We start from the raw sequence: 13,809 nt of genomic DNA, 5'->3' as shown, positions 1-13,809 counted from the left end.
CGCCGGCCTTTAAGGCAGCGGCGCCTGGTGCTGCATGATCAGCCGGCCGAACAGCTCGTCGTCGCTGGCGGCGTCCAAATCTTCGAGCGCGTCGAAGTTCAGCTCGATCCCCGCGGGGACGCCCTTGTTGTAAAGCACGTTCGGGCTGGCCGCCTGGTAACAGCGGGGCACTTCATATTGCGCCGCCATGTTCGCGTCATAGGCCGATGCCCCGCGCGCCAGCAGGGCATATTGCTTGACCTCTTCGCCGCGCGACAGGCCGATCTTCTTGAACCCGGCCGTGCCCGCCCCCGCTGCGGTCGTCGCCGGGGCGGTTCCGCTCAGCGCCGTCGCATATTGCTCCAGCGTGGCATCCCACAGCGTGACCGTGACCATCATGTCCTCTTCGGTGCGCAGCGCCTTGCGGGCGCCGACCGAACCCGCCGGGCGGACCTTGTTGATCGACTGGCTGTGCTGGACGCTGACGCCATCGTCGGAATAATTCTTGTCTCCCGACGTGCCGACCAGCACCCAGTCCCCTGCGGGCTCGGCGCCGATCGCCGGGAAGGCAGTGCCCACCGGCGCCAGGAACAGGGTCAGCGGACCACTGACAATTTCATAGGGCTCCATCACATAATCTCCTTCAGCGAATGTAGAACTTGGAACGATCGAAAGGCCTGCGGCCATTGCGTGTCGGTGTCGCGCGCCGGGCCGAACCCGCCCGCGCGGTTGGCCCAGTGGATCAGCGTCCCGGCCGCAACTTCGCGGTCGATCGCCCACAGCCGGCGCGACGCCGTCGCGAGCATCCGGTTGGCCTCGGCCGGGGTGGCGCCATAGGCGATCAGGTCGATGCGCTGCGTGTCGAACTCGGCCTTGCTCGCCCCCGTCATCGACGGACCGCCCGAGGGCGCCACCACGATCGCGGACTTCGGCCCGCGATCGAGGATGTCGCCGGCCAGCTCGCCGCCGAAGATATCGGCGCCGGCCAGATGCGCCGTGTCGGCGTCGGCGGTCAGCAGCGCGACCAGGGCGGCGATCGGATCACTCATTGCCCGGTGCCCCGGGGCTCGGCGGCGTGCCGCCCGCGTCGCGTTCGTGCGCGCGCTGGATGCGCATCGCCAGCGACGGATAGGTCGCATCGCCCGCGGGCCGCAGATAGGGAAAGGCGGGAATGACGACCGACTTGCGGAATACCACGCCGCCGCCCGGCAGCGGGATTGCCAGCGCCGCCGCATGCTTCGCCTTGATCACCCCGCCGACTTCCAGAATGCGCGCCTGGATCGCGTCGTTGACGCCCCAAACGCCCTCGACGCCCGTCGCGATCGGGCGCGCCGCGTCGGTGACGTTGATCGCGCCCTCCAGGATGCCGGTGCGGTTCTTCCACGGATGGTTGCGCTTGGCATGGATCACCGCCGCGCCCATCGTCGCATTGACGCCCGCGACCTGCGCGCGCTTCCACCGCGCCGACACCGCGTCGCCGGTCCACGTCAGGCTCTTGCTCGCGGTCATCCGGCGACCCTCACCAGCGCCACTTCGTGGTGATTGTGCTTGAAATCGATCTGGCCTTCGACGCGAAGCCGCCCGGCGAACAGCACCGTCCCGCGGCGATCGGTGATTTCGGCGATCTCGTCGTTCGCCTTCAGGTCGATGCCGAGCGCGAACATCATCCGCACGTCCTGCTGGGTCGCGACCTTTTTGCCATCGACGATATCGACGCCCGCCTTCGGCACCCAGGCAAAGCAAGGGACATCGGCGTGGTGCGCGAAATTTGCCGGCAACGGCGTGTTCCAGGCGTCCTTGCCCGTCACGCCGTTGCGCTCGACCTTTGCGATCATGGTCAGCCGGCGCCCGATCATGCCCGCCACCTTTTGACCAGCCCGATCGCGCGGCGCCGCGCCGGCTCGATCGCCCAGCCGATCGCCGCCCAGGCAATGGCCAGGACCAGACACACCGGGACGAGTGGCCACAGCAGGTTCAGGGCGAACCACGCCGGCCGCGCCTGCCCGATCAGCGCCCAGTGGAGCAGCCCGGCCACGCCGACCCAGACGGCGACAAGGATTGCCGCGGCGATCATTCGAACAGCTCCCAAGCGCATTCGCGGCAGTGCTCGCCGTCCATGTCCTCGGGCAGAAAGTCGCCCCAGCAATTCGCGCATGTCACCAGCGCGTCGAACGGATCGTCGCCGAAAGGAAAGTCAACATCGGTCATGTCGCATCGGCCCACCCGAAGAGCTTGTCGATCTCAGCATGGCGGAGACGCGGACCACTTTCGATCGCCCGCCGGCAACGCTCCCAAAGTCGGCTGTGCCGCCGACGATGGCGTTCAATCCACCCTTGACGACGAGCGTCGCGGCGGACGCGAGCGACGGCGTCCCGCATGTATCGGGGCGCCTGGCGCCAATGCCGGCCGCAAATGATGATCCAGCTATAGTCTTCTGCCCCACGGCCATCGGCGTCCTTCGCATTATGTGCGAAGGTTCGGCCGCAACCGCGGATGCAGCAGGGGTTGCGGCCCACGTGACGCTCGCAGCGATAGACTGCGTAGGCCTTAGCGCTCTCGTCGACGACGACACGCGCATCGGACGAGCCGCAGCAGCCGCAGCGCTTGGCCTTTTCGGGCGTCATGCCGGCACCTCGATGCCGGCCATCGCCAGCAAGTCCGCCTCGGCTACGTGACGCTGGGTGCCGTCCGGATAAATCAAACGATAAATGGCAGCCTCTTCGAAAAGGACCGCGAAGAAACTGCGCGCCACCGGCTCGACGTAAATTCGGCTTTTCCGATAAAGTCGATCAGCGGCGTCGAATGCCGGATCGGCGATAATCCGGCCCTCACGCTCCTCGGCAAACAATGCGGCGACCTCGTTGCCGACCCGTTCGCGCAAGGCACGAAACAGGGCGCGAGCATAGGTGCGCGCGATAATGGCGTCTGCGGATAGCGCGTCAGTCACGACCGCATCGCGCGAACGCGCCAGGGCGATGGTTTCCGGAAGGGGCTGGCGGCGCTTGCTCATGCCAGCATGAACCCGGCCGCGGGCAACAGCCCGGTGATGATAGCCTCGCGATCGGCGACCGGATCGCCGCTCAGCGTGATCTGGTAATCGCCTGCGCGCTCGCTCTTCATGCCGCCGCGATAATAAAGGTCGATCATCGCCATCTTGATCAGCGCCTCGTCGCGTACCGGCTGGGCGCTCGCGCCATCGGCGGGGGTGTAAGTGATGCGGACGAGCGGAGCCCAATGCTCGCGCCCGTTCGGTCCGCCCGTCAGCCGCTGGATCGTGCGGCCGTCGTGCAGGATGCGATAGTCGCCGGCCGCCAGCGCGATCTCCGCGCCCGCGTCGCCGCTGTTGCCCGGATCGAGTTCGACGATCGTCACGGCCCCGGCGCCGATCGGCGGCGTGACCCGCAACGTCCGAAAGAAACGGCTGTCGGGATCGCTGGGGTCGCCCAGCTCCTTCGTAACCGGCCCGACCGGGCCAAGGCGCGAGTCCAGCTCGGCGGCGATCGCGGTGATGATCGCCTCCAGCTCGGTATCGGACAGGTCCGACCCGCTACGTTCCTTGACCCGGTCGAGCAGCGCCACGGATCAGACGCCCTGACCCGCGTCGCCGGCCCCGCCGTTCCCCGCGGCCGCTTCGTGCAATTCGATCGCCGACGCGACGATCGCGCCCCAGTTGACCCGCGCGCCCATGCCCTCGACCACAGGCGGCTTCGCAGGGTCGATCGCCGCCACCTGGGCAAAGCTCGTGATGCCCGCGGCGGTCAACGCCTCGGCCGACCGCGTGCCGACGAACTTGATCAGCGTCAGGTCATCCGGGCCGGGCGGGGTGACATCGCCGCCCGCGCCCGCGCCGGTGGCAGCGCCGGCCGCCTTGTCCCCGTCCGGCGTCTTTTCCTTGTCGCCGCCCGGCTGCTTTTCCTTGTCGCCGCCCGGCTGCTTGCCGCCGCCGTCCTTCGTGCCGCTCCCCTTCGTGCCGCCCCCATTCGTACCGAGCGTGCCGTTCGCCAGTCCGAACCGCTGGACGGCGCTGTCCGGGATTTCATCGCCAGCGGCGGCATAGAGCGTTGCGGCGGCGCGGTCGCCTTCGCGCACCAGGCGCTCGCCGTCGCCAGTCAGATAGAGGCGTTCCTTCGCAAACATCTTCATTCTCCTTTCCGATCACCCTGAGCGCCCGCCGAGGCGGGCGGTCGAAGGGCTCAGTTGGTTTCGTAGAGATCGACGATCACCGCCGTGCCGTTCAGCGCCGAGCCGAGCGTCGCGGTGTTCTTTTCGACTTCGTCGGCGTCGAACACGACCGTGGGACGGTTCGCCTCGCGCACGCCGCCGCGGAAGGCTGCCAGCACCGTGTCGCGCGACAGCGTGACCGGCAGGCCCAGCTTCGCCCCGGTGCCGACGCGGACCCGCTCGGTATTCGCGGTGTCATAAGGCGGCAGGGTGATCCGGGTGACCGTCAGGAAGGCAAAATTGCCCGCGACGACGGCGGCGCCCGCCAGCGCGATCGTTTCGCTGATCGGCTCGTTGAAGGCGTTCGTGCCTTCGATCACGACGTTTCCGCTGACATTGGCGTCGTTGCCCTTGACCGTCAGGTTGCGGGCAACGTCGGGCTGGGCGGCGAACGCTTCGATCACCGTGTCGTCGACATCGTCCATCGCCGTGTCGGCAAGGATGGCGTTTTCGACGCCGAGCGCGGCGACGCCGAGGGGGCAGGACCGCACGCGCGGCTGCGAACCAGGCATCTTCATCAATATTCTCCTTCAATAATTCCGGCTGGACGCGCCGGGAGAGAGGGGGCGCGCCCAGCCGGGGCCGTTGCCGGACGGTCCAAGGGACCAGCTCAACCGTCCGGCAGGGCGATCAGAGCCCGGTGACCGAGCTGAAGGCGGCGGGGCGGAAGAAGACCAGCGCGGCGCGCATGTCGGCGCGGATGGTGCGCTTGCCTTCCTTGAACTGCGTCCCGACGTAACCGATCTGGACATCGATGCCGCGGCGCTCGACCAGGCTGACCCATGCCGACTGGAACGAGCCGACATAGCCGGTGCCCGCCGCGTCGGCCGAACACTGGACGACGGGAAGACCCCACAGGCGATCGGGACCAGCCTCACTGGGGCTGCCGAAGATGTAGATGCCATCGGCGGTCTTCAGCAGGCGGATGCCCGCCCAGTCGGTGGGGTGCATCACGTGATGCGTCGGCACCGCGCGGCCGATGTTGCGGATGCTCGTCATCGCCTTGAAAAAGGCGTCGGGAACCGAGTCGCCGCCCTTCGCCTGCGCCTGGATGCCGACCGTGTTCTTCAGCCCGCGCAGGTTCGGCGCGGTGCCGTTGCCGATCAGCACCTGGCTGTCTGCGCGCTGGCGCACACCGAACGACAGGCGGCTGTTGATGTAGCTACCCATGAACGGCACGTCTTCCAGCTGCTCGTCGGTGACCGGCAGGCTGTCGCCGATCTTGCGGACCGGGCTCGCCTTTTCGGTGAAGGCGAACTCGGCCTCGCCATATTCGCCGCCCTCGGCGATCTCGGCGGCGTCGTGAACGCGGGTCGTTTCTTCCATATAGGGGACCCCGTTATTGCCGGTTCGCGACGTCGGGATGATATCGAGCAGCTCGACCGGCCGTGTCGCCGCCTCGACGAAACCAGGCAGGCGGATATTGTCCGGCGCAAAGCCCGCCGAGGTCATCATAAGCGCCTTTTGGCCGATCGTCGGCACGCCCGCGCCGGCCATCGCCAGCATGTCGGTCGGCCACATCTCGGCGAAGCTCAGGTCGATCTGGCCGGTGGCGCCCTTGGCGGCCCAGTCCAGATAATCCTTGTCCTCGGCGATCAGCTCGCCGAGCGACTTGATCAGGCCCGATCCTTCGCGACCCTTGCCGCCGCGATCGCCGCCTTCGCCGCCGCCCGGAAGCGACCAGTTGCGACGGCCCTTTTCCCGGCCCGAATAATCCTTGGCTGCCTGCTCGGCAGCTTCCAGCGTCTCGGCATGCTCGGCCAGCTCGTTGAGCTCCGCGTTCGCAGCCTTGACGTGATCGGCGACCGCGCGCGACCCCTTCACCTCGCCCAGGCACGTCACCTTGTTGAAGTCCAGGCCGTCGTCGGATTTCGCTTCCTCGAAAACCTTGCCCAGCTCATCCTGCTTGGCGCCCAGCTTTTCGCGGGCCTCCTTCAGGGTCAAACTCTTCACCGTCATCGCTTGCTGCTCCCTATGGGTGGATTGAAGTCCAGCCCATGTGGCAGCAGCGCGCCCATGCGTTCGCCCCGGAACATGTTCCGGGGGAGCGGCGGCGGCGATGGAATGCGGTGCGCCGATCTAACCGAAATTTGCGGGCGATGACAACCGCCATGGCGCGCGGCGACAATGCGCAGGGTCCGGGGGCGGCAAATTATAGCCTTGGGACGCCCTAAGAAGCGCTAAGAAGGCGGGTCGACGAAAAAGGCGATGACGAGGGCCGCTCGTCATCGCCTGAGACGCTCGCGGCGCGATTTGGGAAGGGGCGATCAGCCCTGGGGAAGGTGCGCGCGCGACTGGAACCGGATGAAGGTCGCATGTTCGCTGTCGGCCGACCTCGCGGCCTTCGCGGCCTGCTCGTCGGCCGCGGCGTCGTCGCCCCCGAACACCCGGCCGATCGCGTCGTGGATCTCGCGCAGCTGCTTCAGCCCCGACGCCGACGCCACGCTGGGGTCGGCGTCGATCGCGCTCGCCATGATGCCCAGTTCGGTGATCAGCCCGTCGAACCGCACATGCTTCAGCTCTGCGCCCTTGATAGCGATCGTCCGCGTGCCGACCCCGGCACCGCGAAGGACCGGCGACACCTCGTCGATGTCCAGCTTCTTCAGGACGCGGACCCGGCTGCTGCCGCTGACCCGATAGTCCATGTCGATGACGTTATAGCCATAGGACCATTCCTGGATTGGACTGCCGGTCGCGAAGTCGAACAGCAGCGCCTGGTGCCACTCGCGCCCCGCCTCGGTATTCAGGTTCAGGTGCAGCTCGGCCAGCGCCGTGTCGCCCTCTTCGTAAACGCGCGCCTTGCCGAACGGCATCTTTCGCCGATCGTGCGCGGGCATCATCATCGCCCACTGCTCGCCGCCGGCCTTCCAGCCAAAGGCGCCGCTCTCATAGGTGTCGCCGTCATTGTCGACCGCCGACAGCGTCGCCAGCTCGGCAAGGCCCTTGCCGCTTTCGTCCATCGCCTTGATGGTCATGCTCTTGATCGACATCATTCGTCCTCTTCGAAATTGGGGGCAAAGCTCAAGGTCCCGTTGGGATGTTCGGCGTCGGCCATCGCGATCGCCTCGGCCGTCGTCGCGATCAGGCCGTCGCGCGCCATGTGCGCGAGCAGCGACCGACCCGGCCCGAGGCGGCCGTCGAAGATGATAAAGCTCGTGACGCCCGCGGCGCGGCCGCGCTCGATCGTCGAGATATTCTGCGCATATTTGGTTTCGGTGCGCGCGATCACCCGCGCCCTGGTTTCGGCGCTCTGCCAGAAGCCGCCCTCGACCTGCGGCAGGATGCGCGCCGCAAGCGCCTCGGCGCCTTCGCCGGCCGCGCGCCCCTCGGCCAGCGCGTCGAACAGCGCGCCCCTGGTCTGGCGCGGCAGGTCGATCAGCCCCGCCCGGCGCCCGCCCGCGGCGATGATCGACTGCGCGACCTGGTCGGGAACCGACGCACCCAGCCCCGCCGCCGCGGCCGCTTCGCCATGCTGCTTCGCAACCTCCGCATATTGCGCCTGATAAAGCCGGCGCAGCTCGCTATCCCATTTCGGAATGCCCAGCCCGTCCAGGATCAGATCGACCAGCAGCTCGTCGGCTTTCGCCCCGCGCGCGCTCTTGCCGAACCGCTCCTCGAGGAGCGGCGAAGCGATCGCCGCCGCCGAACCGCCCAGCCGGGCGAAGAAGCTCTTGAGAGGCCCCTCGAACGCCTCTGCGAGCCCTCTTTCCTGCCCCTGAAGGATCAGCGCAAAGCGCGATCCGCGGGCATAGGCATCTTCGCTCGCGCGCCGGCCGTGTTCGCCCGGCGCGTGCGCATGACCGTCGTCCTTGGCGCCCCGGCCCTTCGCGGGATCGGACCGCGGCGGGCGCTCGCCCGTTTCGGGAACCTCGATCACCGATATCTTGCGCAGATAGACGCGGTGGCTGTCGTCGACGTCCAGGCCCAGCGCCTCGCGGCCCTCGTAAAGCATCGCCAGGCCGGCATCGACCAGCTTGCCCCACCGTTCGGCTTTCTTGTCCTCGTCTTCCTGCATCGCCGGCACTTCCGACGTATCCCAGAACACGTCCAACCCCTCGGCCTTGCCGAACAATGGTAGCAGCGACCGCTTCAGTTCGTCGGCGATCAGCTTGCCGATCGGCAGGACGCCGTTCTGCCAGGCCTGCTTGCCCATCGCCTCCATCGTCGCGCCGACCTTCGTCGACTGGAGCCCGGCACCGAAGCCGACGACAGCGGCGGGGATGCCGATCCCGGCGCACACGCGTTCCTCGGCGACGTCGCGCGCCTCGCTCATATTCATCTGCTGCGGATTGAAACCGAACTGGCTGACCTCGGTCGGCGCGCCCAGCACCAGCGGACGGCCGCGTCCGTCGCCGCCGAACTGCGACTGGATATAGGCCTTGGTCGCCTCGACGTCGGCGGGGTTGGGCGTGGCGCCGCCCTTCGGCGCGATCACGACCCCCGGCACGCCCATGTTGCGAAGCAGCGCCGCGACGAAGTTGCTGCTCTCCATGTCCATGAAGATTTCGCGGACCACGCTGTCGATCGGCGACAGCCCCTTGCGCATGTTCCGCGGATTGACCCCATAGCGGAAGTGAACGACGTCCTCGGGCGCGACTTTCGTCGGATCGACGCTCCCGCCCGGTGCATAGAGATAGTGCGAAATGAACTCCTGACCGCCTTCCGGCCATTTCGGTTCCAGCATCCAGTGCGGGATATACCAAAGCTCGACCGGCTTCCCGACGCCGTTGCGCACGATCATCCAATAGGCGTTACCGTCGAGCAGCAGGCTCAGCACGACGCCCCACCACAGCACGATGTCGGCATAGAAGTCGTTCGGCTTCTGGATCAGAGCCAGCATCGGATGATCGCCGACTTCCTCGATGTCGCCGACCCGGTTCTTCTTGCGAACCTTCAGCTCGGCCTCGGGCAGCGCGCGCTGCACCCATTGCACCGGCGCCATGACGACCGATGCGTCCAGCAGGTCGCCGATCTCCTTGCGATAGTCGAAACGCGTCCGCCGCAGCAGCGCCCCGAAAAACCGCGACACCCCGCCATGGCGAAACGTCTGCACCGCCGCCTGGGCGGCCTTCACGAAGCGGCCGATCATGCCGGTATCCAATCTTCATCTTCTCGGGTGGACGGGGCGGCGGGCGCGTCGTGGATCAACGGCGCCCAGCGCTGGCCGCCGCCCCGCATCGTCGCCGCGTGAAAGTTCAGGATCGCGACCCCGGCATCGCCGTGCCGCTTGCCGCCATCGGTGCCGGTGGTCCGGATATGCTGGGGAATGCGAGCGACGCCGCCGACGACCTGGAACTGGCGAAGGTCGTCGCGGACATCCTTGTCGGCGGGGATCAGCATCGTGCGATCTTCGAAGGCGGCGCGAAAGCGGGGCGTGTGCTCGCGCAGCCATTCATTTGACGGCATCAGCTCGACGATGCGGTCGGCGCCGAACTGCTGGCGGCTTTCCTGCGCCAGCACCATGCCGTTGCCATTGGCGTCCAGCACGCCGCCCGCAAAGCTGCCTATCAGCTCCAGCTGCTCGACGATCCAGAACAGCGCTTGTTTCTGCTGATCGTAAGGACAGGCGCGCAGCTCGACGAGCAGCGGCACATGCCGTTTCAAATCCTGCCCGACATATCCGATCGGATAGGCGCTGCGATCCTGCCGCATCGCGAAGTCCCCGCCCAGATACCAGGTCAGGCCCTGGTTGTGATAGCGCGCGATCACCGGCAGCAGCTCGCGCGTCATCCACATCAGCATATCGGCGCGGCGGCTGGCCTCGGGCATGTCGACGAAGCCGGGAAACGGCGGCTCCCAGCGGGCGACCTTATATTCGGCCGAGCTGCACGCCTCGATCCAGGCGAGCGGCAACATGACCCCGTCGCCCTCTCGGGGGATGACGTCCAGCTCTTCGCGCATCGCTTCGACGCGGCTGCCATAGGACTTGCGGATTTTCCGATACCATTTGGCCTTGGCTTCGACGCTCGCGTCCCAGCCACGCATCAGGCAGACGCGCTCGTAAAGCCCGTTGGCTACCGCGTCGTCGAAGCTGATCGTGTGGATCGAATATTCATATTGGCCCTGGCGCGTTTCCTTGATCAGCTCGTTGAAGGCGTTCAGCACCCCGTTGTGCGTCGAGATGATCCGGATCACGCCGCCCCAGATCAGCAGCGCGTTGCACGCGTCGATCACCGCCGCGACATTGCGGTGGAACGCCGCTTCGTCGATCACGACGCGGCCCTGAAGGCCACGAATATTGGCGGGGTTGCTCGACAGCGCGACGATCGCGTTGCCCGACGCGAAGCGGATGCGATAGGCCGCGATCTGTTTGCTCGACCCGTCCGGCTGGACGTCGTCGAACAGGAACTCGTCGATCGCCAGCAGTTCCTTCGCGACCGTCCGGGCAAAGCCCGCGCAGGTCGCGACGAACTCCAGCCCCTTGTCCTTCGTGTCGCCGATATAATAGGTGCTGTCGCCGCCGTCGCTTTTCGACTTCGCCGCCTCCAGCGTGCTGTCCAGCGCCTCGGCAAAGGTGACGCCCGTCCGGCGCCCCTTTTCGGCGAGCTTCAGGTCCGACCGGTCGGCGATCCACGCCTTCTGGTGTTCCATCAAGATACCATCGGCGAGCGGGTCCATGTCCGCGGGCGGCGCACCGCCCGGAACCAGATCGTCGATCGGCGACCGGGGCGGCTCTTGGTCGACGGTCGGCAGCGCGTCGGTGGCGACGATGTCCTCGGTCACGCCTCGGGCGCCCCCGCGGGTTCGGACGCCTTGGGCCGGATGCCCAGGAAGTCGCGGCGCAGTTGCGCGATGCGGTCGGCGCTGAGCCCGGCCTCGCGGCCGATCGCCTCCGCCCGGTCGGCGGCATCGTTGATCTGTGCGGCAACGCGGCGTTCAAGCGATCGGCGATATTCGTCCGACCCGCGCTGCGCGCTGACGGCCGACGACAACGCCCGCGACAATTCCATGATCCCCTTGCTGGTCAGGTCGCCGCCTTCGAGCAGTTGGAACGATGCGAGCTTGATCATTTCGGCGACCATCACCGTCACCGCGTCCGGGCCATCGGTGCCGAGCGTCGAAACCAGCTCGCCCGAAATGCGCTGCACCTCGTCGAGCTTGCGGAACTGAAGCGCCTTGCGGATCGAATAGCGGCCCCAGGCCGACTTCGACACCGGCGCGATGCCACGATCGGCCAGCCGGGCGTTGAACTCGCCCAGGATCATCTTCGACGGCATTTCGCGGACGCGCAGCTGCTCCAGCGCCCAGACGATATCGGGCTCGGCTTCGTCGGGCAGCATGTCGATCGACGACAGCCGTCCGCGCCCCTCGCGGCGCTCCTTATCGTCGGCCGCGGCCATTCAACGGAAATCCGAAGGCGTCGTGATGCCCGATATGATCGAGCGTTCGTCCAGGTGATCGCGGCCTGCGGGCATGATCTTCGCGATTGCCACGTCGCCCGCGCGCGTCAGCTCGATCGCCTCCAGCGCGGCCAGCTTCACCAGCTGGGTGTCGATCCACTCGACCGGCCGCACGAAATAGACGTCGAGCACGCGGCGCAGCGACACCGAATTGAGCGTGCCGTCCGTCTGCTCGGCCAGCGCGCGCAGGATGATCAGGCGTGCATCCAGGGCGACCTTTTCGCGCCAGCTCATGCCTTTTCGCTCCGCAGGAAGTTGTCCATGCTGCGAACCGTGTGCGTCAGGCCGTTCATCGACTCTTCAAGCCGCTTTACGTGCCCGTCGAGCCGTTCGACCGAGAGGAGCAGGCCGGTGACCTGACCGCCGGTCGGCGCGTGCTTGGCCTCGCCTTCCAGCGTCTGGATGCGCCGGTCATGGTCGACCAGGTCTTTGCTGTGCTTGTCGAGCCGATCGGTGAACGGCTTGGCGCCGCGGCCCGCGATGATCCAGCCGGTGTTGACGATCGTCAGCAACAGGGCGGCGGCCCCGGCCCAGCGCATGAAAGTGTCGAAATCCATTACCAACCCCGCTTTGCCGCGCGCTCGCGGCGATCTTCACAAATGGCGCAGCGCTGGGCAGACGGCATGGCCACCCGGCGCTCCTTCGAAATCTGTTCGCCGCAGTCGCCGCAATCGGGCGCGCCAGGCTTGGCGAGCTGTGCGCGGATGCCGGCGATCGCCGTGTCGCGCTCCAGATCGACCATCGCCTCGGCATGCTCGACGGCCCGGTTCCCGGCGTGGCGCATTATTGACCGGCATCATCCGGCGCGATCGGCACCGGTCCGATGCGCTGCTTCGCGCGCAGCCGGCCGACGATCGCGAACAGCGCGAGCGCGCCGGTCGCGATATCGCCGACCGCGCCGCCCAGCCCGGCCGCGTCGTCGCTCGTGATCCCCAGCCCCAGCTCGGGCGCGATCGTCATGATGAAGACGCCGAGCGCGGCCCAGATCGTCTTCGACTTCCACCAGGGCTTTGTGCCGCTAGTCATTCTGCTGCTCCTTTCCGGGGTCGGCGACGCGCGCCTGGGCCTCGACATAGTCGATCAGCGCGTCGAGCTGGATCGCCTGTTCGGTGGCGATCAGGGCGTCGGTTAGGTTGAGGGCGCCGCCGGGGCCGGCAGGAAGTCGATTTTCACCGGGCGCCGCATCAGCGACGCGGGCGGGATCGGAAAGGCCGGGCACTGGCGCGTTTCGGCGACCGCCTTGATCGGCTGCGGCGGGCGGTCGATGCACGCCGACAGCGGCAGCGCGAGCGCGAGCATCGGCAATGCGAGCTTCATAATCATCGGCTATTCTCCTGCTTTCTTCCTGCTGGCGGCGTTCCTTCGCGACACGGTGCTGAAGGTCGATCGCCGTGGCGGTGGCGGTTGCCAGCGCCCAGTTCGTCCGGCTCTGCCGGTGCGCGGCTTGCTCGGCGGACAGATCGGCGCGGGCCTCGGCAAGATCGCCGCGCAGGATCAGCGCCCAGGCGATGAGCCCGGCGAGCGGCACCAGCCACCAGAAGCGGCGAAGCAAGGGCCAGGCGCCCGCCCAGGTCATCCCGCGTTCCCGAGGCGGTTGGCGAGCCAGCCATAAACGAAGGCCTCCTGGCTCGGCCGTCGCTCGGCCAGCGCGATGTAGCGCTCGCCCTGAAGCGCATCGAGCGCACGCACCAGCACCGCCTCGGCAGCGCGGCCGCGCACCTTCAGGAAGGCGTCGAGCGCGCTGAGCGTGCGTGCGCCAACGTCGTGATCGACGACAAGATCGGGAAAGTCGCGCGCCGAACGATTGAGCGCATTGAGGGAGCGCTGAAGGAAACCCCCGGCGATGGCGGTCCCCATATTGATGCCAGTGTCGAAAAGCTCGGCGGCGACCTGCGGCGCCCGCGCGGCGACCTTGTCGAAACCGGGCCGCTGCCAATAGAGCCGGCGATAGATCGCCGCCGCCGCCGAGCGCGGCAGACTGCGCATCGGCCCGGTGTAGCCATTGTCGCGCGCCACGGCTTCGGTGATGCCCCAGCATGTGGGACCGCCGCGATCGGCGGGATGGTTCACATAGGCGCCTTCGCGGTCGATCACTTCATCGATCAGCTTGTCCGCCAGCTTGTCGAGTTCGGCGCCCATTGGCCCGTCCCTTCGCGAAAAGGCGCGCCCTGCGCGCGCCGTCATGCGGTGGGATTAGGCTGGACCGGGG

General features: G+C 67.4%; 21 protein-coding genes. All 21 read right to left on the bottom strand.

The window, feature by feature from the left end:
• Positions 1 to 9: 9 nt before the first annotated feature.
• The 21 genes from HEQ22_RS03460 to HEQ22_RS03360 all read right to left on the bottom strand — a co-directional run bounded on the left by HEQ22_RS03460 (position 10) and on the right by HEQ22_RS03360 (position 13,739).
• Positions 10 to 612: a hypothetical protein gene (locus HEQ22_RS03460; protein WP_432769809.1), complete on the bottom strand. Its 603-nt coding sequence runs from the start codon at positions 610 to 612 to the stop codon at positions 10 to 12.
• The gene (locus HEQ22_RS03455; protein WP_432769808.1) at positions 609 to 1,028 is read right to left on the bottom strand and encodes a hypothetical protein; all 420 of its coding nucleotides are present in this window, start codon (positions 1,026 to 1,028) and stop codon (positions 609 to 611) included. The genes HEQ22_RS03460 and HEQ22_RS03455 overlap by 4 nt, the downstream gene beginning before the upstream one ends.
• A complete protein-coding gene (locus HEQ22_RS03450) occupies positions 1,021 to 1,488 on the bottom strand; it encodes a hypothetical protein (protein ID WP_432769807.1) in 468 nt (155 codons plus the stop codon). Before HEQ22_RS03450 ends, HEQ22_RS03455 begins: the two co-directional genes overlap by 8 nt.
• Positions 1,485 to 1,835, bottom strand: coding sequence for a hypothetical protein (locus HEQ22_RS03445; protein ID WP_432769806.1), 351 nt, complete (start codon positions 1,833 to 1,835; stop codon positions 1,485 to 1,487). Before HEQ22_RS03445 ends, HEQ22_RS03450 begins: the two co-directional genes overlap by 4 nt.
• Entirely contained in the window at positions 1,832 to 2,053 is a 222-nt protein-coding gene (locus HEQ22_RS03440) for a hypothetical protein (protein WP_432769805.1), read from the bottom strand. Before HEQ22_RS03440 ends, HEQ22_RS03445 begins: the two co-directional genes overlap by 4 nt.
• Entirely contained in the window at positions 2,050 to 2,187 is a 138-nt protein-coding gene (locus HEQ22_RS03435; protein WP_432769804.1) for a hypothetical protein, read from the bottom strand. The genes HEQ22_RS03440 and HEQ22_RS03435 overlap by 4 nt, the downstream gene beginning before the upstream one ends.
• A 412-nt stretch (positions 2,188 to 2,599) precedes the next feature.
• Positions 2,600 to 2,989: a hypothetical protein gene (locus tag HEQ22_RS03430; protein WP_432769803.1), complete on the bottom strand. Its 390-nt coding sequence runs from the start codon at positions 2,987 to 2,989 to the stop codon at positions 2,600 to 2,602.
• Positions 2,986 to 3,558, bottom strand: a complete 573-nt coding sequence (locus HEQ22_RS03425; RefSeq protein ID WP_432769802.1) for a hypothetical protein — start codon at positions 3,556 to 3,558, stop codon at positions 2,986 to 2,988. Before HEQ22_RS03425 ends, HEQ22_RS03430 begins: the two co-directional genes overlap by 4 nt.
• A 3-nt stretch (positions 3,559 to 3,561) precedes the next feature.
• On the bottom strand, positions 3,562 to 4,116 hold the full coding sequence (locus HEQ22_RS03420) for a hypothetical protein (protein ID WP_432769801.1): 555 nt from the start codon (positions 4,114 to 4,116) through the stop codon (positions 3,562 to 3,564).
• A gap of 56 nt (positions 4,117 to 4,172) precedes the next feature.
• Complete coding sequence (locus HEQ22_RS03415; protein ID WP_432769800.1) at positions 4,173 to 4,718, bottom strand: hypothetical protein; 546 nt, start codon at positions 4,716 to 4,718, stop codon at positions 4,173 to 4,175.
• 112 nt (positions 4,719 to 4,830) lie between these two features.
• Entirely contained in the window at positions 4,831 to 6,153 is a 1,323-nt protein-coding gene (locus tag HEQ22_RS03410) for a phage major capsid protein (protein ID WP_432769799.1), read from the bottom strand.
• A 314-nt stretch (positions 6,154 to 6,467) separates the two neighbouring features.
• Entirely contained in the window at positions 6,468 to 7,193 is a 726-nt protein-coding gene (locus HEQ22_RS03405) for a hypothetical protein (protein WP_432769798.1), read from the bottom strand.
• A complete protein-coding gene (locus tag HEQ22_RS03400) occupies positions 7,190 to 9,289 on the bottom strand; it encodes a phage portal protein (protein WP_432769797.1) in 2,100 nt (699 codons plus the stop codon). Before HEQ22_RS03400 ends, HEQ22_RS03405 begins: the two co-directional genes overlap by 4 nt.
• Entirely contained in the window at positions 9,286 to 10,923 is a 1,638-nt protein-coding gene (locus tag HEQ22_RS03395) for a hypothetical protein (protein ID WP_432769796.1), read from the bottom strand. The genes HEQ22_RS03400 and HEQ22_RS03395 overlap by 4 nt, the downstream gene beginning before the upstream one ends.
• Positions 10,920 to 11,540, bottom strand: a complete 621-nt coding sequence (locus HEQ22_RS03390) for a phage protein Gp27 family protein (protein WP_432769795.1) — start codon at positions 11,538 to 11,540, stop codon at positions 10,920 to 10,922. Before HEQ22_RS03390 ends, HEQ22_RS03395 begins: the two co-directional genes overlap by 4 nt.
• Positions 11,541 to 11,834: a VpaChn25_0724 family phage protein gene (locus HEQ22_RS03385; RefSeq protein ID WP_432769794.1), complete on the bottom strand. Its 294-nt coding sequence runs from the start codon at positions 11,832 to 11,834 to the stop codon at positions 11,541 to 11,543. It abuts the gene before it with no gap.
• Positions 11,831 to 12,157 carry a hypothetical protein gene (locus tag HEQ22_RS03380; RefSeq protein WP_432769793.1) on the bottom strand — a complete coding sequence of 109 codons (327 nt, stop codon included), beginning with the start codon at positions 12,155 to 12,157 and terminating at the stop codon, positions 11,831 to 11,833. The genes HEQ22_RS03385 and HEQ22_RS03380 overlap by 4 nt, the downstream gene beginning before the upstream one ends.
• A complete protein-coding gene (locus tag HEQ22_RS03375) occupies positions 12,157 to 12,384 on the bottom strand; it encodes a TraR/DksA C4-type zinc finger protein (RefSeq protein ID WP_432769792.1) in 228 nt (75 codons plus the stop codon). The genes HEQ22_RS03380 and HEQ22_RS03375 overlap by 1 nt, the downstream gene beginning before the upstream one ends.
• Entirely contained in the window at positions 12,384 to 12,626 is a 243-nt protein-coding gene (locus tag HEQ22_RS03370; protein WP_432769791.1) for a hypothetical protein, read from the bottom strand. The genes HEQ22_RS03375 and HEQ22_RS03370 overlap by 1 nt, the downstream gene beginning before the upstream one ends.
• Positions 12,619 to 13,176, bottom strand: a complete 558-nt coding sequence (locus HEQ22_RS03365) for a hypothetical protein (protein WP_432769790.1) — start codon at positions 13,174 to 13,176, stop codon at positions 12,619 to 12,621. The genes HEQ22_RS03370 and HEQ22_RS03365 overlap by 8 nt, the downstream gene beginning before the upstream one ends.
• Positions 13,173 to 13,739 carry a glycoside hydrolase family 108 protein gene (locus tag HEQ22_RS03360; RefSeq protein WP_432769789.1) on the bottom strand — a complete coding sequence of 189 codons (567 nt, stop codon included), beginning with the start codon at positions 13,737 to 13,739 and terminating at the stop codon, positions 13,173 to 13,175. Before HEQ22_RS03360 ends, HEQ22_RS03365 begins: the two co-directional genes overlap by 4 nt.
• Between the last annotated feature and the right edge of the window lie 70 nt (positions 13,740 to 13,809).

The sequence above is a fragment of the Sphingopyxis sp. genome (assembly GCF_050916055.1).
GTDB lineage: Bacteria > Pseudomonadota > Alphaproteobacteria > Sphingomonadales > Sphingomonadaceae > Sphingopyxis.
This window is presented reverse-complemented; position numbering and strand designations above follow the sequence as displayed.